The organism is Micromonospora echinospora, from assembly GCF_900091495.1.
GTDB classification, from domain to species: Bacteria; Actinomycetota; Actinomycetes; order Mycobacteriales; family Micromonosporaceae; genus Micromonospora; species Micromonospora echinospora.
In genome coordinates this window covers 6,218,273-6,243,217 of record NZ_LT607413.1, presented here as the reverse complement: position 1 = coordinate 6,243,217, position 24,945 = coordinate 6,218,273, and the positions used below count along the sequence as shown (strand labels likewise).

The following is a 24,945-nucleotide window of genomic DNA, read 5'->3' as shown; positions in this document are numbered from 1 at the left end:
ACCCGGCGGGCGGATCCGAACCGACGGACAGTACGGCCGGCGAGTGTTCGACGCACTCACCGGCCGGGGCATCCGCGCGGCGAAGGTGTCCGCCGACAGGCGTCACCGCAACTGGTCGGACAGTCCGTAGGTCTTCGCGATGATCTCGCGCTGGATCTCGCTGGTGCCGCCGTAGACGGTGGACACGATCGAGGAGCGGACCAGGCGCTCCATGTCGAACTCGGTCGCGTACCCGTAACCGCCCATCATCTGCATCGCATCCAGGGCGACCCGGCGGGCGGTCTCGGTGGCCTTGAGTTTCGCCATCGAGCTCTCCCGGGGTAGCACGGTGTCCGGCGACCGGTCGACCTGGGCGGCGGTGTGGTAGACGAGTAGCCGGGCGCACTCGATCTCGGTGGCCAGGTCGGCCAGGCGGTGCCGGATCACCTGGAACGACCCGATCGGCCGGCGGAACTGGCGCCGGTTCCTGACGTAGTCCACGACGTCGTCGAACGCGCGCTGCGCGGTGCCGAGCATCGCGCTGGCGAGGATCAGCCGTTCCATGTTGAGCCCGGCCATCAACTGCCGCCAGCCGTGGTCGACCTGGCCGACCACGGCGTCGGCGGGCAGCACGCAGTCGGCGAAGTAGAGGTCGTTTACCTCGCGGCCGCCCATGGTCTCGATACCGGAGATGGTCAGTCCGGGTGCCGTGGCGGGGACCAGGAACATGGTCAGGCCGTCGTGGTCGCCGGCCCGGCCCGATGTACGGGCGACCAGCAGGATGTGCTCGGCGAGATGGGCGTTGGAACACCAGGTCTTCTGGCCGTTGATCACGAACCCGTCGTCCCGGCGTTCGGCGCGGCAGCTCAGGTTGGCCACGTCCGAGCCGGCCTCGGGCTCGGACATCGCGACCGCCTCGATGACCCCGCGGGCCACCCCACCCAGGATGAGCTTCTTCTGTTCCGGTGAACCGAAGCGCTGGTAGGTGGCGGCGACGATGATCGACGTGGTGAAGCCGCCGATCGGCGCCATCGCTCTGGCGGTCTCCTCCAGGAAGAGGCACAGCTCCACCATGCCCGCGCCGCCGCCGTCGAACTCCTCCGGCAGCGACAGGCCCAGCCAGCCGAGGTCGGCCATCTTGCGGTACAGCTCCGGGCTGTGGGTCTCCCGTCCGCCGTTGGTCAGTTTCTGCCGCTGCTCACGGGTTCCGGCCTCGCGGCGGCAGAAGTCCTGCACGGCCGCGACAAGTGATCGTTGCTCGTCGCTCCATTCCACGGCTGCACCTCCAGCGTTACAACGGGGATTGACAGCAAGGCTAGACTATCGAATATCAAATGTCAGGAGGCCGCCGATGACGTCCCTCGTCGAGCACCCCCGCCGGCTCCACGTCGTCGACCCGATAACCGGCGAGTCCCGCGCCGACCACGACATAGCCGACGAAGCCGCGGTCCGCACCGCCGTCCAACACGCGCGCGACGCCGCACACTGGTGGGCCAGCCTGGACGCCCGGCACCGCCGGCGTCATCTGCTCGCGTACAAGGCACTCGTCGCGAGCCGCATCGACGAGCTGGCCGACCTCGTCCGGAGCGAGACCGGCAAGACGGTCGCGGGGGCCCAGCTGGAGGTGATGCTCGCCGTCGAGCACCTGGACTGGGCCGCCCGACACGCCCGGCGGGTGCTGAGACGGCGGGCGGTCTCCTCCGGCCTGCTCGCGTTCAACCAGGCCAGCTCCGTGGAGTACGTGCCGTACGGTGTCGTCGGTGTGATCGGGCCGTGGAACTACCCCGTCTACACGCCGATGGGGGCGATATCCCATGCGTTGGCGGCCGGCAACGCGGTGGTGTTCAAGCCCAGCGAGTTCACCTCGGGCGTCGGTGCGTGGCTGGCGCAGCGCTGGAGTGAACTGCTTCCCGACCGACCGGTCCTCCAGGTCGTCACCGGTGACGGCACGACCGGGGCCGCGCTGTGCCGCGCTGCCGTCGACAAGATCGCGTTCACCGGATCGGCCGCGACGGGGCGTGCGGTCATGGCCGCCTGCGCCGAGAGCCTGATCCCCGTCGTGATCGAGGGCGGAGGCAAGGACGCGCTCATCGTCACGGCCGACGCCGACCTCGACGCGGCTGCCCAGGCGGCTGTGTTCGGCGGCCTGGGTAACGCCGGGCAGACATGCGCCGGAGTCGAGCGCGTCTACGTCGAGCAGGCCGTGTACGAGCCGTTCCTGGCCAAACTGGCCGATCTGGTGCGGCAGGTCCGGCCGGGTGCCGAGCCGGACGCGCCGTACGGGCCGATGAGCACACCGGCCCAGCCCGGCGTCGTGCTGAGCCACATCACCGACGCGATCGACCGGGGCGCCCGGGCGGTGGTCGGTGACGCGAGTTCGGTGCGGCCCCCGTTCGTCGAGCCGGTGCTGCTGGCCGAGGTTCCCGAGGACAGCACGGCGGTCACCGACGAGACGTTCGGGCCGGTGCTGGTGGTCAATCCGGTGGCCGACGCCGACGAGGCGCTGCGCCGGACGAACGCGACCACCTACGGGCTCTCCGGCTCGATCTTCACGCGGCATCGCCGTCGCGGACTGGCGCTCGCCGCACGGCTGCGGGCGGGTGCGGTGTCGGTCAACTCGGTGCTCGGGTACGCCGGCGTGCCGTCACTGCCCTTCGGCGGCGTCGGCGACTCGGGTTTCGGACGGGTCCACGGCGCGGACGGTCTGCGCGAGTTCAGCCGGCCCCGGTCGGTCACGTGGCAGCGGTTCCGGCCACCGATCGACGTGATGACGTTGCAGCCGGCCGCTTCCGCCATGCGGGCCTCGTTGGCGATGTTCAAGTGGCGTCATGGTCGCCGGTGACTCAACCGTTCCACACCCCCAGACCGTCGAGATGCTTGATCAACCGCTCGGCACCATCGGTGAAGTGGCGGGCCATGACCGGCCGGACGGCGACCGGGTCGCGGGCCTCGAGCGCGCTGAGCAGGGCCTCGTGATCGGCGACCATGCCCGCCCGCCACTCGGGGTTGGCCGCGTAGAACCGCGACGGCGTGTAGCGCGTCGCGGTCCGCAGCAGCCAGGACAGCTTGCGGGCGTCGGCCAGCCGGTTGATGCTGCGGTGGAACTCGAACTCGAGCTGTTCGACCCGGCTGATCTGCCTGGCCTGGGCGGCCCGACGCAGCCGTTCGTGCTGCTGCCGCAGGTCGTCGAGCTGGTCCGGCGTGATGGTGACGGCGACCCGGGCGGCGAGCTCACCGGCGACGTCGCCCTGCAGGCCGAACATGTCCATGATGTCCTGCCTGGACAGCGGCGCGACCACGTGACCGCGGCGGGGCTGCAGCTCGACCATGTCCTCCGCGCGCAGCATCAGCAGGGCCTCGCGCACCGGCGTGATGCTCAGCCCGGTCTCCTGGGCGACCTCCTCGAGCCGGATCCGCTCACCGGGACGCAGCTGGCCGGACATGATCCGGTCACGCAACAGACTCGCCACCGTCTCGGACAGTTGAGGATGAGAAACGTCCTGGATCTTGCTTCGCGCCGCCACCGAATGAGAGTATCAAATATCAGATGTCACAAGGGATGCGCTGATGAGCTTGTCCGTGCTTGAGGCCGAACCGGCCGGTTGTGGTTTGCGGGCCACCACCCGCGCCGGAGTCCGCACCATCTGGTTCGACCGGCCCGACCAGCGGAACACGATGACCCTGGACATGTTCCGCGACTACTACGCGGCACTGCGGGCCGCCGACGCGGATCCGCAGGTGCGGGCGATCGTGGTGACCGGCGCGGGCGACTGGTTCTGCGCGGGCGCCGACCCGGAGGCGCTGCAGGCGCTGCTCGACGAGCGCCACCGCGACCGGCTCATGGACGAGTTCGGCTTCGCACCACATCTGCCGATGACGCTGGGAACGCCGATCGTCGCGGCGGTCAACGGCGGTGCCGCGGGCCTCGGCCTGGTCCACGCACTGTATGCCGACGTGCGGTTCCTGTCGGCGCAGGCCCGCCTGTCCACCGCGTTCAGCCGGCTCGGCCTCATCGCCGAGTACGGCAGCGCCTGGCTACTGCCCCGGCTGGTCGGCGTGGGCAACGCGCTGGATCTGCTGGTGTCCGGCCGCAAGATCGACGCGGCGGAGGCGTTCCGGATCGGACTGGCGCAACGGGTGCTCCCACGCGACGAGGTGCTGGCCGAGGCACAAGCCTATGCCGCCGCTCTCGCCGCGCACTGCTCGCCGGCCTCCATGGCGGTGATCCGGCGGCAGGTGTGGTCGGGCCTGGAGACCGGAGCCGCCGAGGCGGCCGCCGACGCCGGCCGGCTCATGGCCGCATCCCTCGCCGGGGCCGACTTCGGTGAGGCACTCGCCAGCCAGCTCGAGGGGCGTGCTCCCCGCTTCGCCGCCCGGGCCGGCGCATGAGCGGCCCGCTGGCCGGGGTCCGGGTCCTGGAGCTCGCCGGGATCGGCCCAGGACCGTTCGCGGCGATGCTGCTGGCTGACCTGGGGGCCGACGTCGTCCGGGTCGACCGCCCGGAGCCGGGCGCGCTGTCGGCCGGCGACCCGAGGCGGGACCTGCTCAACCGGGGCAAGCGGTCGGTCGTCGTGGACCTGAAGCATCCCGACGGGGCCGAGGTGGTCCTCGGACTGGCCGACCGGGCCGCGATCGTGATCGAGGGCTGGCGTCCCGGGGTGGCCGAACGGCTGGGCATCGGGCCGCAGGCCGCGCTGGAGCGCAACCCGGGCCTCGTCTACGGACGGATGACCGGATGGGGACAGCAGGGGCCGCTGGCCCGCGCCGCCGGTCACGACATCGGCTACATCGCCGTCGCCGGGGCACTCCACCCGATCGGCCGCCCGGGCGGGCCGCCTCAGATCCCGCTCAACCTCGTCGGTGACTTCGGTGGTGGCGCGCTCTACCTCGTCGTCGGCTGCCTGGCAGCGCTGCACGTGGCCGGGACCACCGGCCGCGGACAGGTCGTCGACGCCGCCATCGTCGACGGCACGGCCCACCTCACCACGATGTTCGCCGGTCTGCTCGCCGACGGCGCCTGGCAACCCGAGCGTGGCCGCAACCTGCTCGACGGCGGGGCACCGTTCTACGACGTCTACGCGACCGCCGACGGCGGGCACATGGCCGTCGGCGCGCTGGAACCCCAGTTCTACGCCGAGCTGCTGCGGCTGCTCGGGCTGGCCGACGCGGACCTGCCGGCCCAGCACGACGTCGCCGGGTGGCCGGTGCTCCGCGCGCGTTTCGCGGAGGTCTTCGCCGGTCGCACCCGCGACGAGTGGACCACCGTGTTCGAGGGCACCGACGCCTGCGTGGCGCCGGTGCTGTCGCTCGCCGAGGCACAGCGCCATCCGCACCTGGTGGCGCGCGCGACGTTCGAGGAGCACTTCGGCCTTCGGCAGCCCGCGGTGGCGCCCCGCCTGTCGCGGACACCGGGGGTGATCGGCGGCAGCCCGCCCGTGCCGGGCGCGGACACCGAGACCGTGCTCACCGAATGGGGCCTTGCCGCACACCTGCGGCAGTGGCTGGACAACGGCGCCGTCAGCCAGACACAGGGAGCCCGCTGATGCGTATCGCGACACCGCTGGCCTATGCCACGGACCCCAGGAGCGGCGCGGACGCCGTGGCCGCCTGGGAACAGGACGGCCTCGACGTGGTCTGGGTGTCGGAGGCCTACGGCTTCGACGCGCCGACCATCATGGGCTACCTCGCCGCGAAGACCACCCGGATGCAGATCGGCTCCGCCATCCTGCCCATCTACTCCCGGACCCCGGCGCTGCTGGCACAGACCGCGGCCGGCCTGGACGCGATCTCGGGCGGCCGCGCGATCCTCGGCCTGGGCGCGTCCGGACCACAGGTGATCGAGGGATGGCACGGCGTCGCCTACGACCGGCCGCTCACCCGGACGCGCGAGGTGATCCGGATCTGCCGGCAGGTGTGGCGACGCGAGACGCTGGTCCATGACGGCATCTACCAGCTGCCGCTGCCCGCCGGGGAAGGCACCGGCCTCGGCAAGCCGCTGAAGATCCTCACCCACCCGGTCCGCGACCGCATCCCGATCCACGTGGCGAGCCTGGGCGACAAGAACGTACGGATGACCGCCGAGCTCGCCGACGGGTGGCTGCCGTTCCTCTTCGACCCCGAGCGTGCGGCCGATGTCTGGGGTGCCGCGTTGGCGGCCGGCCGGGCCAAGCGGCCCGGCGATCTCGGGCCGCTCGAGATCGTGGCCGGCGGTCCGCTGGCCATCGGCCCGGACGTGACCGGCCTGCGCGACCTCGCCCGGCCGCTGATCGCCCTGTACGTCGGCGGTATGGGCGCCAAGGGCCGCAACTTCTACCACGACCTGCTGTGCCGCTACGGCTACGCCGCCGAGGCGGACCATATCCAGGACCTCTACCTGGCTGGCCGTAAGACGGAGGCAGCTGCGGCGGTGCCGGCGGAGCTATTGGAACGTACCAGCCTCATCGGGCCGGAGAGCTACGTGCGGGACCGCGTCCAGGCCTATCGCGACGCCGGCGTCACGATCCTCAACGTCACGCCGCTGGGTCCCGAACCGCAGCGCCTCATCGCCACCGTCAAGGACATGGCCCGGTAGGGACCAGTTCAGCAAGGAGCTGACGCACATGGTGGACCGCACCATCTTCTCCGCCGACCACCTCGCGTTCACCGAACTCGTACGCGCCTTCATCGACCGGGAGATCGCACCGCACCATGACCGCTGGGAAGCCGACGGCATCGTCGACCGCAGCGTGTGGCGGGCCGCCGGCGCTGCCGGTCTGCTGGGCTTGTTCGTCGACGAACGGTACGGCGGCGGCGGGGTGACCGACCGGCGCTTCGGCGCCATCCTCACCGAGGAACTGGCCCGGGCGGGCGCGAGCGGCCCGGCGTTCGGCCTGCACAACGACATCATCGGGCCGTACCTCACCGACCTGACCAACGACGAGCAGAAGCAGCGGTGGCTGCCGGGTTTCTGCTCCGGCGACATCATCACCGCGATCGCCATGTCCGAACCCGGTGCCGGCAGCGACCTACAGGGAATCACGACCACCGCGGTGCGCGACGGAGACAGCTACGTCCTCAACGGGCAGAAGACCTTCATCAGCAACGGCATCCTGGCCGACGTGGTCATCGTCGTGGCCCGCACCGACCCGGCAGCGGGGCACCGGGGGATCAGTCTGCTGGTGGTCGAGCGGGGCATGGCCGGCTTCGAGCGGGGCCGCAACCTCGACAAGATCGGGCAGAAGGCGCAGGACACGGCCGAACTGTTCTTCGCCGACGTCCGGGTGCCCGCCGCCAATCTCCTCGGCGTGGAGGGCGAGGGCTTCGCCTACCTGATGCGCAACCTTCCCTTCGAGCGGCTGTCGATCGCCGTCGCGGCGCTCGCCGGTGCCGAGGCGGTGTTCGAGCAGACCCTGGACTACTGCAAGCAGCGCCAGGCCTTCGGCCGACCCATCGGCACGTTTCAGCACAACCGGTTCGTGCTGGCCGAACTCGCCACCGAACTGCGCCTCGGCCGTGTCTTCGTCGACCAGTGCCTGGTCGAGCCCGCCCTCACGGCGGAGACGGCGGCGATGGCGAAATGGTGGTGCACCGAGCTGCAGCACCGCACCGTCGACCGTTGCCTGCAGTTGCACGGCGGCTACGGCTACATGCGCGAGTACCCGGTGGCCAAGGCGTATCTGGACGCCCGCGTCCAGACGATCTACGGCGGCACCACGGAGATCATGAAAGAGGTGATCGGCCGGTCACTGGGCCTGTGAACCGTACTCCAGCATGGGCACGAGGAACCGCCGGGCCACGGCGCGCAGCTGTTCGGTGTCGTCGAGATCGACGACGTGGCTGGGAGTGAGCAGGAAGGAGCAGGACAGCCGCGTCATCAGTTCGGCCACCACCTCGACGTCCACCGTCTCGGAGATGTTGCCGGCGTGTTGTTCGCGGCGGAGTTGGCCGGCGACGAACCGTTGCACCGTGGCCAACGTCCGTCCGCCGTCGCTGATCATCGAGGGGATGATCACGTCCGGTTCGGCGGTCATCAGGCCCCCGATCAGCGGGTTACGGCGGATGGCCTGCAGGGCGCTGACGAAGCCCAGCACCACCCGGTCACCGACGGTCGCGGCCTGCTGGATGTCGATGAGAAACTGGTCGAAGTACCGGCGGAACTCCCGGCGCACCACCTGCTCGACCAGCCGGTCCTTGGTGGCGAACCGGCGGTACGCCGTGATCCGGGAGACGCCGGCCCGCCGGGCCACGTCCTCCATGGTGGACCGCCGGACGCCCATGCGGCAGAACTGCTCGTAGGCGGCGTCGAGAACCCGCATGGTGACATCGTCGTTGTCGTCGGCGTGTTCGAGCGCCTCAGTGAAGGCACGTTCCAGCAGCGACTCCGAGCCGGACGGGGTCCCCAGCAGTTCTACGGCGCGCCCGTCGTGACCGGCCCCGGACACACCGGGGGATGATGCGTTCGCGGGGACGGTCCGGGCCATGGCTGCCCTCTCGTGAGGTACGTTGACGCGAGTCCTGCATCACGGTACCAACCATGCACCCGGAACTTCGAGTGCTGTGTGGCCTACCCGCCGTAGCGGGCGATGATGCTCGCGCGGTGACGGCCGACGATGACGCGGCGCCGTAGGGTACTCAAGGCGACTGTTTCATGAGACGTTGTCGTAGCGGCGGCGCATCGTTCGGTAACGGCCCGGCGCGGCACCGTGAGAACGGGCGAAGGCACGGCTGAACGCCGGCACGGAGTGGTAGCCGACGGCGGCAGCGATAGATTCGACGGACTGATCGGTTGTGGTCAGCCGACGCGCTGCGAGGTCCAGTCGCCATTGGGTGAGATAGGTCGCGGGCCCCTGGCCGACAGCTGCGGGAAAGCGGCGGGTAAGGGTCGACCGGGAGACGGCGACCGCGGCAGCGAGGGCTTCGGTGGTCCATCGGCGGGCAGGATCGGCATGCAGGTGCTGCAACGCGCGATGGACCACCGGGTCACCCATCATGCCCAGCCAGGTGCCACGGCGTTCGCCGGCGCGGGTGGGCAGCCAGGCGCGCAGCACCTGGATCAGGACGATGTCGACAAGGGAGGCGAGCACCGCGGTGGTGGCGAGCTGCGGGTGGGCGAGTTCGTCGTGGAGCATACGCACGGTGCCGTCGAGGCCGTCCGCGCCGGTGCCGCCGCGGACATGCATCAGCTCGGGCAAAGCGAACAGAAGCTGGGTCCGTACGGTGGGGTCGCAGTCGTAGGCGATGGTGATGATCCTGGTGTCCGGGGCCTCGGTCCCGAACCGGACCGGCTGCCCGGTCCGCCGGGACCGGGTCAGCTCGGCCGGATCACATGCCGTCACCGGCGAGCCGGGCGCGTCACCCAGCACGTAGCGGACTCCTGCCGCGAGCAGAACGACATCGCCGGCGCGGAGCCGCAGCGGCGGGTGCTCCGCAGGGGTCAGCCAAGCCTCGCCCGCCGTGATGGCGTGCAGACCCGCCGCCGAGCCCTCCTCTCCTGCGACGGCCCACCGTCCGCCAGCCTCGACACGCGCCCCGAGCGTGCCACGTACCCCGGTCACCCTCAGCACATCACTCACCACGTCCATGACGCACAAGGTTAAGTAGTTGACCCACGAGAGCATCGATTGAGTCAGAGTCAGCCCCATACGGTTTCGACATGATCGACAAGACGAAGCGGCCCCTGGTGGCCACCGACGATCGGCGAGATCGGCGTCACCGCATGAGGGCTCTGCAGTTCGACCGATTTGGAACCCCCGAGGTCATCGTGCTGCGCGACGTCCCGAGGCCCGATCCAGCCCCCGGCCAGATCCGGATCGCGGTACGGGCGTGCGGCCTGAATCCTGCCGACTGGGCGAATGTCGGTGGACTCTTCGCCGACCGCCTGCCGCCACCGCCGCGCGGCCTCGGGCTTGAGGTCTCCGGCATCGTCGACGCGCTCGGCGAGGGCGTGGCGGGCGTCGAGATCGGCGACCGGATGTTCGGGCCTGTGCCCCACGACGGCCCGACAGCCGGCGCCGCCGAACACGCGCTGATGGCCACCTGGGCACGCATTCCCCAGGGAGTCACCGACGAAGAGGCCGCCGCGTTGCCGATGGCCGCCGAGACGGCGTGGCGCGCCCTCGACGACCTCGGTATCCGGCCGGGCGAGATGCTACTCGTCCACGGCGCGGGCTCCACCGTCGGCGAAGCGGCAGTACGCCTCGCACTGCACCGCGGCATCCAGGTGATCGCCACCGCCGGACCGGCCAAGGCCGCCGCTCTGCGAGCGGCTGGGGCCACCGTGACCGGCTACGGCGACGGCATGACCGAGCGTGTGACCGCCCTGGCGGCCGACCGCATCGACCGCGCCCTGGACGCCACCCCGTCCGGAGGCCGGGCCGACCGCCCCGGCGACGTCAGCCCGGCTGGTGGCTCCCTGCCGGCCCTGATCAGGCTGACCGGCGACCCCGACCTGGTCCTGACCATCTCGGACCTCGCCGCCGCGGCCGAACTCGGCACCCGGACCACTCAGATCGACATGCGTTACGACCTGCTCGACGAGATCGCCCGACTGGCCGGGGACGGCGTCCTGTCCGTCTCGATCGCACGTACCTTCGCTCTCGAGGACATTCAGGAGGCCGCCGAACTCAGCCGATCCGGGCGACCCGGCGGCAAACTCATCCTCCTTCCACAAGCTCAGCGACTCTGTCCCGGTCGTGCGTGACTGACCTCGTTCCGGTGCTCACAGGGTGGACGCGTGCCCCCGGGGTCTGTACGACCGCCGGCCGATCGTCCCGAAGACGAGAGGATGACCAGCGTGATCAGCCGGCTGCGGCTGGCGGAGAACCTGCCGATCCGGGACGGACTCCACCGGGCGGACGGGACGGCGCGTGACGCATGGGCCGACCCCACCCGCCGGGAGGCCCGGCTCAGGGGGAGCCGTTCGACCTGGCGGAGTTCCTGGCACCGGCCCCGAGCAGGTCACCACGATCACGGTGACGTTGAACGAAAACTGTCGGATGGGTCGGGCCACCGGGAGTTCCGCCCAGTCCTGCTCTGACGGTCTGTGTGGCCCGGGGTCACGGCACGGCGTCGTGGCCCAGGCCGCGCTGCTGATCGCCAGCGTGGTTCCCACCCGCCGTCGATGGGGCCGTCCGTCTGTTTCCCCTGCCGCCCGGCCCCCACGTTCGGCGAGTCCGGGCCGGGTTCACTCTTCGCCGGATACGTCAGGGCCGTTCGACTCCGTCCAGACACGGACTGAGCAGCCCGAACACGGCGGCCGGGTCCTCGACGTGGGCGTTGTGGCCGAGCCCGGGCAGGGTGACCGGTGCCGGGACCAGCCGGGTCAACTGCTCGCGGCTGACCATCTGGTCGCGTTCTCCCCGGGCTAGCGTCACCTCGGCCCGTGATCCCGCCAGTAGCTCCACCATGTCCGGCGCGCCCACGGCGAACGCCGAGGAATCCAGCGCCAGCCGCCATCGGCCGTCGTCGGAGCGTAGACCGGCGTCGACGGTGGGGGAGGCCGGGTCGAGGAGTCCGTCCAGGCCCGCAATTCGCAGGTAGCGGGCGGCGGCCTCGGGCCGGGAGTCGAACCAGGTGACCGGACGTTGGGCCAGTGCCGCGAACCGGGTCAGTTCCTCCTCGCTCCACGCGACCTTGACGCCCAGGCCGACGACGGCTTCGATCGGCAGGGCGAACTTGTCACCGGCCAGGGTCAACCCGAGTACGCCGCCCAGCGAGTGGCCGAGGACGACCAGCCGTTGCCCCGGATCGAGGATGCGGGCGACCCCGGCGGCCAACCTGTGGAACGTGTAGTCGTCGAGCGGGTCCGAGCCGCCGTGACCGGGCAGGTCGGGCGCGAGCCACCGGCCCGGCCAGTGCCGCCGGAGCACCGGCCGCCACCCGTCCCACACCGCGCCGTTGGCGGCCAGTCCGTGCAGCAGCAGAAGGACCGGCTGCCCGGCCCCGTCGCCGATGGCCGGCCCACCACCGCGTACCCGTATCCCGTCCCGCGTCCACGACTCGTCGTCCATGGGCCCACTCTGCCGTCGGCACGCTCCGGCCGCTGTCGCCAACCCGCCGCGCGCCGGCTTGTACCGTGCCAGAACCCGTTTGTGGCCGTGCCTGGACAGTCGTGGCCGTCGTCGTACTCAGAAATCTGCTCGATCTCGACCAGTTCGGCGAAGCCGGGCTGGTCCGGCAGTTCGGTGTAGGTCAACAGGGGCCGCCATTATCCAGGTCTGCTGGCCGTGCCTGGTGGCCAGGTCAACAGGGCCGGGAGGTACGGCTCCAGCCGCGACCAGCCGATCAATGACGCCCTCGTAGCCGCACTCAGCATGTGCCCGTCGATCAGGATCGGGTCGATCGGCCTCGGTCCGGTGGTCGGGGCGGGGACGGTCACGAGACGCAGGTGGGTCACAGAATCTCCGATCGGGACTCGGCGTACGCGACGCCGGGTGTCGTGGTTCTGGGGCCTGCCGGGGCTCCGCCCTTGCGGATGTGCTCGCCAGCCGGCTGACCGACCCGTTGCAGCGGGGGCAGCGAAGGGCCTCCACGCAGCCATGCGACCACTCGGTCACGGGGTGGATTCCACCGAGGGCTGCGGTTCACCCAATCGTGCTTGCGGAGCGTCCGCATCGCGTCCCGCACGGCCTTCTGCATGAGCCGCAGGCCCGTCTGCCAACTCCCGAACCCGCTGCCCCGGCTTGCGCAGCATCTTGGCGTGGACGCGGGTGGCGGTGGTTCTCCCCCTCCCGCAGTCGACCTGCTGGGCTGAGCGGGCCGGCCGCCCCGGCCGGATGGTGGCACCCGGCCGGGGCGGCGTCGTACCGGGCGGTGCGAGGTGACCCGCCTACCGCGTCGCGTACGGGTCCTGACTGAGCAGGTGGGCCCGGTAGCCCTCGCCGACGCCAGGTTCAGGGGTGCCCTGCCAGTCCTTGATAAGGACGGCGCCGGTGCTGCACCCCCATGGGTTCCACGTCCACGCCAGGTGAGACAGGCCGTGCGCGGTGGCCCACTCCATCAGCGTGTCCATGTAGTCGTAACCACAGTTGTCCTGTCCGAACTCGCCGAGCACCACGGGCACCTCCTCGGCCAGCGGGGCGATTGTGGCGTCCCAGCAGGTCGTGCTGGCGCAGGCGTTGAAGCTGTACGCATGCCAGGACGCGGCGATGTTGTCGAGCGGGTCGCTCGGCTTGTACGTCAGCCACTGGCCCATGTCGTTGGTCCACTCCAGGCCGCCGACCATGAGCATGTTGGTCGCGCCGGTCGCGCGGACCGCGTCGACCAGGTCCTGCATGCCGGCTACCTCGTAGGGGATGCCGGCGCAGGTGCCACCGTCGCGCAGACACTGCCATCCCAGGGTCTTGTTCCAATCCGCGCCGATCTCCGGGTAGGGCTCGTTGAACAGGTCGAACACGACGGCGTCGTTGCCCTTGAAGGTGTTCGCCACGCCGGTCCAGAACTGTGGGGCGTACCGGGCGTCGGGCATCGGCTTCTGGCACGTGGCGGTGGTGTCCTTGCAGTGCCAGTCCGGCCCGGTGCTGTAGGCGCCCCAGGTCCAGTGCAGATCGAGGATGGGGTTGATGCCGTTGGCGACTAGCAGGTCGACGTAGTCCTTCACGCCCTGTTGGTAGATGGCACCACTCGGGGTGCCATTGACGCCGAGCCAGCACTCCTCGTTCAGCGGAATCCGGACAGCGTGGATGTTCCAGGTCTTCATGGCATCGACCGACGCCTGGTCTACCGGGCCGCCGTCCCACTGGCCCTTGCCCTGCACGCAGGCGTACTCGCCGCTCGACCGGCTGACACCGAGCAGGCGGTAGGGCCGTCCGCTCGCTGTGACGATCTTATTCCCCGACACCCGCAGCTTGGGTGCGGGTCCGCCGGGGTCGGGGGGGTTGCTCGCGGTGGGCGACGGGTCCGCGGTGGTGGGGCTGGCCGTCGGCGTGGTCACCGTGCCGGTGCAGGTGGTGCCGTTGAGCGCGAACGATTCGGGTACCGGGTTGGTCCCGCGCCACGTTCCGGAGAACCCGATGGAGGTGGACGAGCCCGTGTCCAGTGAGCCGTTCCACGCCATGCTGGTGGCGGTGACCTCGCTGCCGGACTGGGTCCACTTGGCGCTCCAGCCCTGACCGACTCTCTGGGCCGCGTTCGGGAAGGTGAACCCCAGCGTCCAGCCGGTAACGGCGGAGCCGAGGTTGGTGATCGTGATGTTGGCGGTGAAGCCGTCGGGCCACTGGCTCGCCACGGTGTAGGTGACCGCGCATCCGGTGGTCGCCGCCGACGCCGGCAACGTGACCGCTGCCATGCTGCCGAGCGCCAGGACTCCGGCGGCACTGGCGGCCAGCACGGCATGACGATGTCTCATCTGGTTCCTCTCCTTCGATTCTGCTGCCCGGGGCGTGTTCTGCAGCGGTCGGGACCGCTAGCCGGCCCGGCCCGCACCGGTCCCGGCAGCCGGCGTCACCGAGCGGCCACCACCCCAAGGAACTCGACATTCATCGATGGAAGCGCTCCCATGAACCTTAGTTAATCAACACAGCTAAGTCAACGGAATCGGGACGGAGCCGGGTAACCGGCCGGTAGCTGCTCGTGCGGTACGTTGGCGGCGTGTTGCCTGACGGCCTGTCGCCGAGGGCCCCTAGCGAGGGAGTACGGCATGCCGGTCGGTCGCTCCGGCGGCGGTGCTGCCACCACGCGCGGGCTGGCTCTGGACATGATCCGGGCCGCCCGCACCATCAGCCGGGTGGAACTGGCGGCTGGGCTGGGGTTGACGTCGCCAGCGATCACTCGCATCGTCCGGGATCTGCTGGTCGAGGGGCTCGTCCGGGAAACCGGACGGGGGCCGTCGACCGGCGGCAAGCCGCGTACCCTCCTCCAGATCAACCCGACGTCCCGCTACGGCGTTGGAGTCCACCTCGAACGCAACACGTGCGTCATCGTCGTGGCCGACCTGGCCGGTCAACCGGTCTGTCGTGCGGTGCTGCCCGGGGCCGCGCACATGCCACCGGAGCGCATGTTGCCCCGGCTCGCCGACGAGATTCACGCCCTCCTCGCCGGGACCGGGGTGAACAAGGCGGCCGTGGTGGGGTTGGGCCTGGTGACCTACGGCCCACAGGACTGGCGTTCCGGGGTGTTGTTGACTCCGCAGCCGAACCCGCAGTGGTTGGACTACCCTGTCGCGGAACGGATGGCCGAACTCGTGCGGCTGCCCGTGCTGCTGGACAACGACGCTAACGCCGCCGCGATCGGCGAGTACTGGTTGGGCACGGTCGACCTGACGAGCACGTACGGCTGCATCTACTTGGGCACCGGCACCGGCATCGGTGGCGGTGTGGTGGTCGCCGGTGAGGTCTACCGGGGCAGCTCCGCCAACGCTGTGGAAATCGGGCACATCTCCATCGACGTCGACGGCGCGCCGTGCACCTGCGGCAACACCGGATGTCTGGAACGTTCGGCCGGTCCCGAGGCCGTGGTGCGCCAGGCCTGGACGACCTCGAACCTGGCCCGGCGACTGGGCCTCGACCCGAAGGGACGTGACCCACAGGGCGGCGACTTTCTTGTCGACTTCTCGAAGATCACGACCGCGGCCAGTTCCGGCGACCCGATCGCACGAAGCCTGGTCGAACGGTCTGCCCGTTACCTCGGCGGAGCGGCCGTCACGCTGACCAACCTGTTCGACCTCGACTTCATCGTGCTGGCCGGGCCGGGGTTCGGCTCGGCTGCCAGCATCTACCAGAGCATCATCCAGTCCGAGGTCGACCGGCGCTGGTTCTCCCGCCGCGCCCATCCGGTACGCGTCGTGCCATCGGCCAACGGGTCCGACGCGGCCGCCATCGGCGGCGCGGTGCTGATCCTGCAACGCGAACTCGTCCGGCCCCAGGCGGCCTCGTCAGCCGACCGCACTACCCCCATGGTGTAGCACGCATTAGTAGTGCTTTGTTAGGTTGGGACGAGTTGGTGGCAGAGGGGGCAGAACCCGAGCCAGGTCGCGAGTAGGTATTGCAGTTGCCGTAGGACGGCGTAGAGGCTCAGGTTTGCCCTGCTGCTTTTGGGCGTGTCGTCCGTAGTTGGGTGAGGAACAGTTGGGCGGCTGCGGCGAGGGTGACGTGGCGGTGCCAGCCGATCCAGGAGCGGCCTTCGAAGTGGTCGAGTCCGAGGGCGGTCTTGAGTTCGCGGTAGTCGTGCTCGACGCGCCAGCGGCTCTTGGCCAGGCGGACCAGTTCAGTCAAGGATGTGTCGGCGGGCAGGTCGGACAGCCAGTAGTCGCTGGGCTCGTCCTGGCCGGGAGGCCATTGCACGAGCAGCCAGCATTCGGGCAGGACACCGTCGTCGCCGCGGTGCGGTCCGCGTCGTACGGCCCGGCCGGCGGGACGCACCCGCAGCGCGAAGAAGTGCCCGGACAGCTCACCGACGGGCCGGTCCGGGGCGCGGTCGGGTGTGGGTAGCCGGGCACGCCAGCGCACCGAACGTGTCGCGTCGGCGCCGTGGGCGAGGGCGAGGTCCTTCAGGCTGCGGGCGGGCTGGGAGTACTTCGGTGTGGGGTGCTTGCCGACTCCGGCGTAGGGGACCTCGACGGGTTGCGCGTCGCCAGGTTGAGCGGTCGTGGACGACGTGGTCGCCACGATGTAGCCGATGCCGCGTTCGGTCAGGCCCTGGCGGAACTCGGCGGCCTGGCCGTAGCCGGCGTCGGCGGTCAGCAGCGGAGGACGCAGTCCCCACTCGGCCAGCTCGTCGAGCATTTCCAGGGCCATCAGCCACTTCGGCCGGTACCGCTCGGTGTCGGGGATCTTTGACGCCGCCCGCCGCCGGAGGATCTGCTCGATCTGCTCGGCGGGCGGCACCTGCACACGGGTGTGTGGTTTCTTCGCTCCGGCCTGGTCGCGGGTGACCGGCTGCTGGCGCAGCCTGCGGGCGTGCACGTTCGCCGGCTTGCCGCCCGGGCCGGCCACGCAGGTGTCGTCCCAGGACTCCGGCACGAACAACCGCCAGTTCAGCACCGCCGAGGCGGCGTCGGTCGCCGCGTGGACGCTGACAGCGATCTGGCAGTTGGCGACCTTCCCGAGGGTGCCGGAGTACTGCCGGGCCACACACGCCGAGGCCTTGCCGTCCTTGGGGAACCCGGTGTCGTCCACCACCCACACCTGAGGCGCCACCACGTCGACCGCGGCCGCCGCCAGCCGCCGCCGCACCCCGGCGACATCCCAGGTGGACGAGGTCAGGAACTGCTGCAACTGCTGGTGATCGACCCCGAGCCGTTCCGCCATCGGCTGCATCGACTTCCGCCGGCCGTCGAGCATCAGCCCACGCAGATACCGCAGACCGGTCGCCCGCTGATCCGACCGTCGCAAACCCGCGAAGATCCCGGCCGCGAAGTCCTCCAACCGCGCCCGCACCCGAACGAGATCCCGATCATCCACGCACCGCAGCCAAACATGACCAAACCGCTCATACAAGCGACACACCGACACGACCTAACAAAGCACTACTAGTGTGCTGAGTCGTTAATTCGTTGGCAGTATGCGGCGATCGTTTCGAGGATGTCGTCCGCCGTCTTGGTCCACACGAACGGTTTCGGGTCGGCGTTCCACGCCTCGATCCAGGCGGTGACGTCGGCTTCCAGTGCGGCGACATTGCGGTGGGTCGATCGGCGGAGTTTGCGGTTGGTTAGCTCGGCGAACCAGCGCTCGACCAGATTCAGCCACGACGAGTAGGTCGGGGTGAAGTGCAGGTGGAACCGGGGGTGCTTGAGTAGCCACTGCCCGATGGCGGGCGTCTTGTGGGTGGCGTAGTTGTCCAGCACCAGATGCAGCTCCAGCTCGGGCGGGGTTGCCCGGTCGATGGTGCGCAGGAAACGCAGGAACTCCTGGTGGCGGTGTTTGCGTTGGGTCTGGCCGATGACCTTGCCGGTAGCCACGTCGAGGGCGGCGAACAGGCTGGTGGTGCCGTGGCGGACGTAGTCGTGGGTCACCCGGCCGGGGACACCGGGCATCATCGGCAGCATCGGCGCGGTCCGATCCAGGGCCTGGATCTGCGATTTCTCGTCCACGGCGAGGACCATGGCGGCCTCCGGCGGGTCCAGGTACAGCCCGACGATGTCGCGGACCTTGTCGATGAACAGCGGGTCGGTCGACAGCTTCCAACTCTGGACCTGGTGCGGTTTGAGGCCGAACGCCCGCCAGATCCGCGAGACCGCGGTCTGGTTCAGCCCCACCGCCGTGGCCATCGACCGCGTCGACCAATGACTGTCCTGATTGAGCGGGAGCTCTTCGAGCGTCTTCGTGATCACGGCCTCGACCTGGGCGTCGCCGATCTTCCGTGGCGCGCCCGGTCGCGGCTCGTCGCGCAGCCCGTCCACCCGATCGGCCACGAACCGCTTACGCCACTTGCCGACCGCCGGCAGCGACACACTAAGCCGGCGAGACACCTCGCTGTTGGACAGGCCTTCCGCGCAGGCGAGGACGATCCGCGCCCGCACCGCCAACGCCTGCGCCGTCTTCGGCCGCCGAGCCAGCCCTCGTAGCGCCTCCCGCTCCTCGGCGGTCAACTCCAGCGGCGCCAGCTTCGGACCACGGCCATCACCCATACCCGCAATCTACCAACGAATTAACGACTCAGCACACTAGTACTACGTCTACCCGAGTTGGCAGCGCCGAGGCGGCAGTCAATGAGTATTGTGCCGTCGCGGCCACAGCGGCCACGTCCCCGGGCAGTACACCTAGAGGAAGTGCCCTGCGAACGGTAGGCGTCGCGCCGGTGGCGGATCGAGTGGATCTCCACGACTCGTTCTGCCTCGTTGATCCGGTAGACGATCCGGTACGTGCCACGCCGGGCAGAGTGAAAGCCGTCGAGGGGTTCGTCGAGAGGCTTACCTACCCGGTACTGGTTGACCGCGATCGCCCGCTGGATGGTTTCCGTCGCCGCGCCGCGACCCCCAATGGCAGGTCCTGTCCGCTGCGGTGGAGTCCTGGTGGACTCGCTGGGGTGTCCGGTGACGCCGACCCGAATCGCCCGGGACGTGAGCATGGTGGCGATGCTCGGGATCGCGGCCTGGTCGTCCTGGAGCCATCGGTCGCCGTGGCATTGAGATTCGGCGAACGACCTGAGGTCGCCTACGTGCTGCCGCTGCCAGTCGACGGGATGCTCGTCGTCGCCTCCACAGCGATGATGGAGAGTGGGTGCTGCGGGATGCCGCAGACCGCGGCGAATGGGCTGCGGCGCTTCGGTCCGGGCACGCAAGTGATCCGCGATACGAGGGGAAGGCATACCGACGGTGAACGATGAAGTAGCGCAACTGGCTGAGAAATGGGGACCTCCAACCTATTCCGATCCGGTCAGTGCTGATCGGCTGGCCCAGTTCGCGGGTGTTGTGCCCGATCTGCTGCTGACGTGGGCCGCGTGATGTCAGACGATGGCTGCAATGACCGGCTCTACGCGCTGTTGACGTGCCAGGACGGCCGCAATGTTGTGACCAGCCCGTGCGCTGCAGACGACCGGACGGCAACTGAGCACCGCCGAGCACGGCCACGCCTCACCGGCGTGTGCCCGTCAAACAGCCGACGAGGCCAGCGTTGACGGTGTGGCGGCCAGTGCGGGCCACCGACACGGGCCTGAACGGACGTGCCGCGCGTCTACTGACCAGTGAGCCGACCGACGATGCGGGATGGCCGGCCGATCTGCCGGCCGGTACGACGGAAGTGGTCATCGTCGAGGACACTCCCAGCCCGACAGCCACCCTGAAGGTACAGACCAGCGGGGACGCCACGTCGAAGAATGTGCGGGTGAGGTTTGACCAGCTCGCTGTACGTGATGCGTCCGCGGAAGGGTGACTGCGGTGTCAATGGGACTGGCTCAGATCGCGGTCGTCGGACTGGCTGTGCTTCTGCGACTGACAGCTTTCGGCTGGTTCGCCATCATCGCGGCCATCGTGAGCGCCATGCCACTCGGCATCGTGCCCGCGATCGTGCTGGGGCCGCTGATCTACGCCGGATTCTCCGCGCCACAGTCTGCCTGGCCCCTGCTCATCGCGGCCGACCTCCTGCTCCTGGTGTGTGCGTTGATTTTCGAAGACGGCGGCGACAACACCTCCGCGAGTCCGCTGCAGGTGCTCACCGGCAGTCGTGGACTGTCCGGTCGCGCTACGGACAAAGCGTTCCGGTTCTGCGGCATCGCCTACCTACTAACCTTGCCGGCACTGGTGATCTGGACAATTGCCGGTTAGCGCTCCAGCCGTGGTTGGTGGATTCGCTGTCGTCGCTGGTAGTGGGCCCGTTTGGCGCGGTACTAGTGTCGGCGGTTGCCATCGTGACCATCGATGTACGTGGTCGAAGGGTGGGGTGGTGGTGATCAGGTGTGCGATGAGACGGCGGACCTCGCCGAGGCTGAGGGGCGCGAGGTGCTCGTTCTGTGTGCCCACGCCTACCTCGCCGTCACCACCGCCCAGGCGAGAAGGGGGAACCCGGGCCGTGTGGGTGGCATCAAGCTCGTTGAGCTGAAGGTGGGCGGTCGCCTGGTAGACGTGGGCCAGTGCCTCGTCATCACGTGAGCGGGCTTCGGGCGTCTCGCTCTCCCACATCTCGATGGCCTGCCGGGTCGAGCGCTGCACTCGCCCCGTTGGAGTCTCCGAGATTGGCGCGACGTTGATGAGCAGCGGCGTGGAGCCTCAGGGGGTGCAGAAGGCGCTGAGGCACGCCAACCTGCGGATCACGTTGGAAACCCACGTTCACTCGCTGCCGAAGAAGGACCGGCCGCGCGACCTGGTCGGTGACCTTCTGCGGAAGGCAGGCAGCCAGCGGCGGGAAGCTCCCGCATGCCAGGCTCGGAGCTGAGTTGTGCCCTGGTTGTGCCCGATGATCTTCGCTCGGCGTTCTGGCAGCTCAGCGGCGGGGAAGAGTGGGCCGGAGGTACCACCATGCGAACCACACCGCCACAATCCCTGGTGACCCCTTACCGCTGAGTTTCTTCAGTTCAAGGGCATCGGGTGGTGCCCGATGACCTCGGCTCGACCGACCGAACCGCCGGTCCGGTTCGCCGATGCCACCGCCGAGTACCTGCCCGTCGCGTGTTCGAGGCCGTCGACGGTGGGGTGTCCGGCGAGGTGGGGCACGCCGTGGGGCGGGATGCCGAGGTTCCGCGCGTAGGCCTCGCCGGGGCCAAACCACCTGCACGGCGGTGGCGAGGCCGCAGCGGAGGTGGCGGCGACCGCGTCGAGTCGGCGAAGCCGTCGCCGGGTCGGTGCGCTGGGCGTTCGATCATCGGTGTGGCGGCGTCGACGGGGCCACAACCGCAGATCCTGACACCGGTGGCCCGCACCGGTACGTCGAAGGGCCGGCCGCGTAACGGCGGCTACCCAGGCCAGGTCGAGGCGACACCGTCTCGACCAACCGGGGGATGTGGTCGCGGACCAGCTGAGCGCCGACCACAATCGGTCGTCGCCCGGAAGCCGTTCGCGGATTCCGGGCGACGACCTGTTGTTCATGCTCGCGTTTATTCGACGGTTAGGCGGATCCGCCGGCGCCGGGCCGAGAGGATCGCGACGATGCCTACGATCAGCAAAATCACGCCTGCGACGACGATGGTGGCCGTGTTCGCGCCGGTTATCGGCAGACCAGGGCCATCGTCGCCCGCCCCACCACCGTTGCCGGTGCCGTCATTCGACCCGCCGCCCGCGACCGGGGCACCCGGCTGGCCGACGGTGTACGCCCGTTCCACGGTGTCGGCGGTGACCGGGGACTTCGCTTGGAAGTAGTCGACCAGCACGGTGAGGTCGTTGTCGCCGGTGGCGAATGAGTCGCTGCCGTCGCCGAGTGCGGTGAAGTTGTCACCGCCGGAGGCCAGGAACGAGTTCACGGTCACCCGGTAGGTGCCGTTCAGGTCGATGACCTTGCCGTCAAGGAAGATTCGGTCGGCGATGACGCGGTTCCCGGCGGGTCCGTTCGGGTCGTAAACGTAGCTGAAGCCCTTCGAGACACCCAGGTGGAGGAAAGGCCGCGATGCGCCCGCAGGTTGCCACTGCTGCTCCAGCGCTGCCTTGATCTGTTTGCCGGTGTACGACCTCGTGATGAGGTCGTTGGCGAAGGGCTGGACCGCGGCGGCGTCGGCGAACGTCACACTGCCGTCCGGACGCTTGACGAGGTCGGCGCGTAGGCCGCCCGGGTTCATGAAGGCGATCTGCGCCCCACCCCGGTTGTTGGCCTTCGTCGCCTCCAACTGGACGTCCGCGATGAAGTTTCCGAGAACCGACTCGTTGCCGCGGTCCTCCGCACCGTCCGCAGCGACGGCACGCTTGATGTCGGCAGTGATCTCGCCGATCTTGACCTTGCCCTGGATGTCGGCCTCGGCCTTGGCGTCGGCGACGAGCTTCGCGACCGCAGGGTCCTCCGGGTACCCCTTGATCGGCAGGACGGCGCCCTCGGCGGCGGTCACCTTGCCGCCGGCGATGGTGAGCTTGACCTGGTCCAGCGCGTCCCCGTACCGACCGGTCTGCATGACCAGCCGCTTGTGTCCCAGGTTCGGGACGTCGTAGGCGCATTTGTACGAGACGTGGGTGTGCGCGGAGATGATCACGTTGATGTTGGCGCTGGCACCTGTCACGATCTTGCCGAATGGGGTGGCCGGATTCGCCACACCGGTGCAGGCGGTGGTGTCGGTGCCGCTGGTTTCGGAGCCCTCGTGCACGAGCAGCACGACGGCGTCGACCTTGTCGTCCGCCTTCAGCTTCGCCGCGACGCGGTTCGCCTCCGTGGTCGGGTCCTTGAACTGCAGTCCACGGATACCGGCGGGTGAAACCAGCGACGGCGTCTCGACGGTGACCGCCCCGACGACGCCGATCCGGACGTCGCCGACCGTCAGCACAGTCGACTCCTCCAGGCGGCCTGGAGCAGGCTCGCTGCCCCGGTAGACGTTCGCCGCGAGATACGGGAAGCCGCCGCGCGGAATGACCCGGTCGTTGAGGTCGTCGAAGCCGCGGTCGAGTTCGTGGTTGCCTATCGACGATGCGTCGAGCCCGATCATCTTGAGGAAGTCGAGCGTGGGCTCGTCCTTCTGCACGAGCGAGATGAACGGGGAAGCACCGATGTTGTCCCCGGCCGAGAGGACCACCGTCTTGTCGTTGGCCGCCTTCAGTTGCTTGATCATGCCAGCCATCTGCGCGGCGCCGCCAACTCCTGCGGAGGGTGCCTCAAGACGGCCGTGGAAGTCGTTGAAGCCGAGGATCTGCACCTCGGTCGCGGCAGCCTGCGCGGGGCTGGGAGCGACGCCCAGCACGACCAGTGTCGTGGCGACCGTGGCCACGACAGTGCGGACAAGTTTGGAACGCAACTGATACTCCTAACCATGAGCACGCCGACACGGCGTACACGCACGAGAGTGCTGATCCTCGCGCTCCTGATGAATAACTCGGTATGAATGCTGAGTAAACGATTCGCGATGACAGCGCGACCGGACTCTTCTTGCCGACGCGTGAGCGGGATCCTGACCGACGCCTTGAGCGTTGAGGGCTTGCCAGACCCACGCCGCAGCGGAGTCCACCTGCCCGCCGCGGGGATACTGGCACGAACAACAGCGCCGCGACGATCGGTGTCGTGAACCGTCCTGACCGCTACCGATTGCTTAACACATCACCTCCCCGGGTCTTCCGATGTGGTCTTCGTGACTAGATGCGACGACGGGTGCGTGGGCGATCGACGGCGACGAGGTTCGCGCCCGCCCGTTACCGGATCGTGTGAGTGCCTACTGTGACGGCTCGTCGGTTGCCGTCAGCGCGAGGTACGCCGGCTTGATTACTTCGTCGATGATCCGCAGCCGCTCGTCGAACGGGATGAACGCGCTCTTCATCGCGTTGATGGTGAACCACTGGAGCTCCTTCCAGCCGTAGCCGAATGCCTCTACCAGCAGGGCCATCTCGCGGGACATGGAGGTGCCGCTCATCAGCCGGTTGTCGGTGTTCACCGTGACCCGGAAGCGCAGGTCCCGCAGGAGCCCGATCGGGTGGTCGGCGATCGACGCGGCCGCCCCGGTCTGCACGTTCGAGGAGGGGCAGAGTTCCAGCGGGATCCGCTTGTCGCGGACGTACGCGGCCAGCCGGCCGAGCTGCGGACGGTCGTCGGTCAGGGTGATGTCGTCGACGATCCGCACCCCGTGCCCGAGGCGGTCCGCGCCGCACCACTGGATCGCCTGCCAGATCGACGGCAGGCCGAACGCCTCGCCGGCGTGGATGGTGAAGTGGAAGTTCTCCCGCTGGAGATACTCGAAGGCGTTCAGGTGCCGGGTGGGCGGGAACCCGGCCTCGGCGCCGGCGATGTCGAAGCCGACCACGCCGGTGTCCCGGTGCCGGACGGCCAACTCGGCGATCTCCTGCGACCGGGCGGCGTGCCGCATCGCGGTCAGCAGCGTTCCGACCCGGATCGGGTTGCCCGTCTCGGCGGCCAGGGCGCTGCCCTCCCGGAACCCGGTGACCACCGCGTCGACCGCCTCGTCCAGGGTCAGGTTCTGCTCTAGGTGCTGCTCGGGGGCGAACCGCACCTCGGCGTAGACCACCCCGTCGGCGGCCAGGTCGAGCGCGCACTCCCGGGCCACCCGACGCAGCGCGGGCCCGGTCTGCATGACCGCCACGGTGTGCGCGAAGGTATCCAGGTAACGCTCCAACGACCCCGAGTTGGCCGCTGCCACGAACCATCGCCCCAACGCGGCTGGATCCGTGACTGGTAGGACGTGACCGACCTCCGCCGCCAACTCCACAACCGTCTCCGGCCGCAACCCGCCATCGAGGTGGTCGTGCAGCAGGACCTTCGGGGCATGGACGATCGTGTCGTAGCTGGGCACCGGGTCTCCCATCGGCGAGCAGAAAGGGTCTTCCATGGGCGAGCAGATTTCTCTTCGAATCGGTCGGGCGGCGCGGGACGGCACACGAGCGTCTCCGGCCGCCCGTCGAGCGGCACAACAATCGGATCAACACGGGAAAACGCGAACAATGATCGCCGGGTACGAGAATCGACGGCGCGTGGACGGGGT

The 24,945-nt window shown here is 69.3% G+C and carries 22 protein-coding genes; 11 read left to right on the top strand and 11 right to left on the bottom strand.

What is annotated here, in order from left to right:
- Window positions 1–102 precede the first annotated feature (102 nt).
- Window positions 103–1,254 carry an acyl-CoA dehydrogenase family protein gene (locus tag GA0070618_RS26780; protein ID WP_088984091.1) on the bottom strand — a complete coding sequence of 384 codons (1,152 nt, stop codon included), beginning with the start codon at window positions 1,252–1,254 and terminating at the stop codon, window positions 103–105.
- A gap of 76 nt (window positions 1,255–1,330) precedes the next feature.
- On the opposite strand from GA0070618_RS26780, the gene GA0070618_RS26775 reads away from it, so the two are divergent.
- Complete coding sequence (locus GA0070618_RS26775; protein WP_088984090.1) at window positions 1,331–2,821, top strand: aldehyde dehydrogenase family protein; 1,491 nt, start codon at window positions 1,331–1,333, stop codon at window positions 2,819–2,821.
- A gap of 1 nt (window position 2,822) precedes the next feature.
- Here GA0070618_RS26775 and GA0070618_RS26770 read toward each other — a convergent pair whose 3' ends face one another.
- The gene (locus GA0070618_RS26770) at window positions 2,823–3,449 is read right to left on the bottom strand and encodes a GntR family transcriptional regulator (RefSeq protein WP_231931469.1); all 627 of its coding nucleotides are present in this window, start codon (window positions 3,447–3,449) and stop codon (window positions 2,823–2,825) included.
- Between the two features lie 97 nt (window positions 3,450–3,546).
- On the opposite strand from GA0070618_RS26770, the gene GA0070618_RS26765 reads away from it, so the two are divergent.
- From GA0070618_RS26765 to GA0070618_RS26750, 4 genes are read left to right on the top strand one after another with little or no spacing between them, the layout of a single operon-like run.
- Window positions 3,547–4,368 carry an enoyl-CoA hydratase-related protein gene (locus GA0070618_RS26765; protein WP_088984088.1) on the top strand — a complete coding sequence of 274 codons (822 nt, stop codon included), beginning with the start codon at window positions 3,547–3,549 and terminating at the stop codon, window positions 4,366–4,368.
- Window positions 4,365–5,522 carry a CaiB/BaiF CoA transferase family protein gene (locus GA0070618_RS26760; protein ID WP_088984087.1) on the top strand — a complete coding sequence of 386 codons (1,158 nt, stop codon included), beginning with the start codon at window positions 4,365–4,367 and terminating at the stop codon, window positions 5,520–5,522. Before GA0070618_RS26765 ends, GA0070618_RS26760 begins: the two co-directional genes overlap by 4 nt.
- Window positions 5,522–6,550: an LLM class F420-dependent oxidoreductase gene (locus GA0070618_RS26755; protein ID WP_088984086.1), complete on the top strand. Its 1,029-nt coding sequence runs from the start codon at window positions 5,522–5,524 to the stop codon at window positions 6,548–6,550. The genes GA0070618_RS26760 and GA0070618_RS26755 overlap by 1 nt, the downstream gene beginning before the upstream one ends.
- Window positions 6,551–6,581: 31 nt before the next feature.
- Window positions 6,582–7,715, top strand: coding sequence for an acyl-CoA dehydrogenase family protein (locus GA0070618_RS26750; protein ID WP_088985870.1), 1,134 nt, complete (start codon window positions 6,582–6,584; stop codon window positions 7,713–7,715).
- Here the strand turns inward: GA0070618_RS26750 and GA0070618_RS26745 are convergent.
- Window positions 7,701–8,399: a TetR/AcrR family transcriptional regulator gene (locus GA0070618_RS26745; RefSeq protein WP_231931468.1), complete on the bottom strand. Its 699-nt coding sequence runs from the start codon at window positions 8,397–8,399 to the stop codon at window positions 7,701–7,703. The two genes, GA0070618_RS26750 and GA0070618_RS26745, sit on opposite strands and share 15 nt — an antisense overlap.
- A gap of 204 nt (window positions 8,400–8,603) precedes the next feature.
- Window positions 8,604–9,599: an AraC family transcriptional regulator gene (locus GA0070618_RS26740; protein WP_197701651.1), complete on the bottom strand. Its 996-nt coding sequence runs from the start codon at window positions 9,597–9,599 to the stop codon at window positions 8,604–8,606.
- 74 nt (window positions 9,600–9,673) lie between these two features.
- Between GA0070618_RS26740 and GA0070618_RS26735 the strand changes: the two genes are divergently transcribed.
- Window positions 9,674–10,657 (top strand): NADP-dependent oxidoreductase, encoded by a 984-nt coding sequence (locus GA0070618_RS26735; protein ID WP_088985868.1) that lies wholly within the window; start codon window positions 9,674–9,676, stop codon window positions 10,655–10,657.
- A 502-nt stretch (window positions 10,658–11,159) separates the two neighbouring features.
- On the opposite strand, the gene GA0070618_RS26730 is transcribed toward GA0070618_RS26735, so the two are convergent.
- Window positions 11,160–11,966: an alpha/beta fold hydrolase gene (locus GA0070618_RS26730; protein WP_088984084.1), complete on the bottom strand. Its 807-nt coding sequence runs from the start codon at window positions 11,964–11,966 to the stop codon at window positions 11,160–11,162.
- A gap of 818 nt (window positions 11,967–12,784) precedes the next feature.
- Entirely contained in the window at window positions 12,785–14,302 is a 1,518-nt protein-coding gene (locus GA0070618_RS26725; RefSeq protein WP_088984083.1) for a cellulase family glycosylhydrolase, read from the bottom strand.
- A gap of 291 nt (window positions 14,303–14,593) precedes the next feature.
- Between GA0070618_RS26725 and GA0070618_RS26720 the strand changes: the two genes are divergently transcribed.
- Window positions 14,594–15,856, top strand: coding sequence for an ROK family transcriptional regulator (locus GA0070618_RS26720; RefSeq protein ID WP_088984082.1), 1,263 nt, complete (start codon window positions 14,594–14,596; stop codon window positions 15,854–15,856).
- Between the two features lie 109 nt (window positions 15,857–15,965).
- Here GA0070618_RS26720 and GA0070618_RS26715 read toward each other — a convergent pair whose 3' ends face one another.
- From GA0070618_RS26715 to GA0070618_RS26705, 3 genes are all read right to left on the bottom strand, one after another.
- Complete coding sequence (locus GA0070618_RS26715; RefSeq protein ID WP_088984081.1) at window positions 15,966–17,354, bottom strand: IS701 family transposase; 1,389 nt, start codon at window positions 17,352–17,354, stop codon at window positions 15,966–15,968.
- A gap of 68 nt (window positions 17,355–17,422) precedes the next feature.
- Window positions 17,423–18,520, bottom strand: coding sequence for an IS630 family transposase (locus GA0070618_RS26710; RefSeq protein ID WP_088984080.1), 1,098 nt, complete (start codon window positions 18,518–18,520; stop codon window positions 17,423–17,425).
- 20 nt (window positions 18,521–18,540) lie between these two features.
- Window positions 18,541–18,960, bottom strand: coding sequence for a type II toxin-antitoxin system RelE family toxin (locus GA0070618_RS26705; protein WP_231931952.1), 420 nt, complete (start codon window positions 18,958–18,960; stop codon window positions 18,541–18,543).
- A 247-nt stretch (window positions 18,961–19,207) separates the two neighbouring features.
- Between GA0070618_RS26705 and GA0070618_RS35255 the strand changes: the two genes are divergently transcribed.
- The 4 genes from GA0070618_RS35255 to GA0070618_RS26690 all read left to right on the top strand — a co-directional run bounded on the left by GA0070618_RS35255 (window position 19,208) and on the right by GA0070618_RS26690 (window position 20,479).
- Window positions 19,208–19,336, top strand: a complete 129-nt coding sequence (locus tag GA0070618_RS35255; RefSeq protein ID WP_269148444.1) for a hypothetical protein — start codon at window positions 19,208–19,210, stop codon at window positions 19,334–19,336.
- 187 nt (window positions 19,337–19,523) lie between these two features.
- Window positions 19,524–19,763: a DUF7161 family protein gene (locus tag GA0070618_RS33720; protein ID WP_157749019.1), complete on the top strand. Its 240-nt coding sequence runs from the start codon at window positions 19,524–19,526 to the stop codon at window positions 19,761–19,763.
- Between the two features lie 5 nt (window positions 19,764–19,768).
- Entirely contained in the window at window positions 19,769–20,155 is a 387-nt protein-coding gene (locus GA0070618_RS26695; RefSeq protein WP_143740262.1) for a hypothetical protein, read from the top strand.
- Window positions 20,156–20,248: 93 nt separating this feature from the next.
- Entirely contained in the window at window positions 20,249–20,479 is a 231-nt protein-coding gene (locus GA0070618_RS26690; RefSeq protein WP_143740263.1) for a hypothetical protein, read from the top strand.
- A gap of 941 nt (window positions 20,480–21,420) precedes the next feature.
- Here the strand turns inward: GA0070618_RS26690 and GA0070618_RS26675 are convergent.
- On the bottom strand, window positions 21,421–23,253 hold the full coding sequence (locus GA0070618_RS26675) for a bifunctional metallophosphatase/5'-nucleotidase (protein ID WP_088984074.1): 1,833 nt from the start codon (window positions 23,251–23,253) through the stop codon (window positions 21,421–21,423).
- Window positions 23,254–23,664: 411 nt separating this feature from the next.
- A complete protein-coding gene (locus tag GA0070618_RS26670; protein ID WP_414467536.1) occupies window positions 23,665–24,756 on the bottom strand; it encodes an adenosine deaminase in 1,092 nt (363 codons plus the stop codon).
- Between the last annotated feature and the right edge of the window lie 189 nt (window positions 24,757–24,945).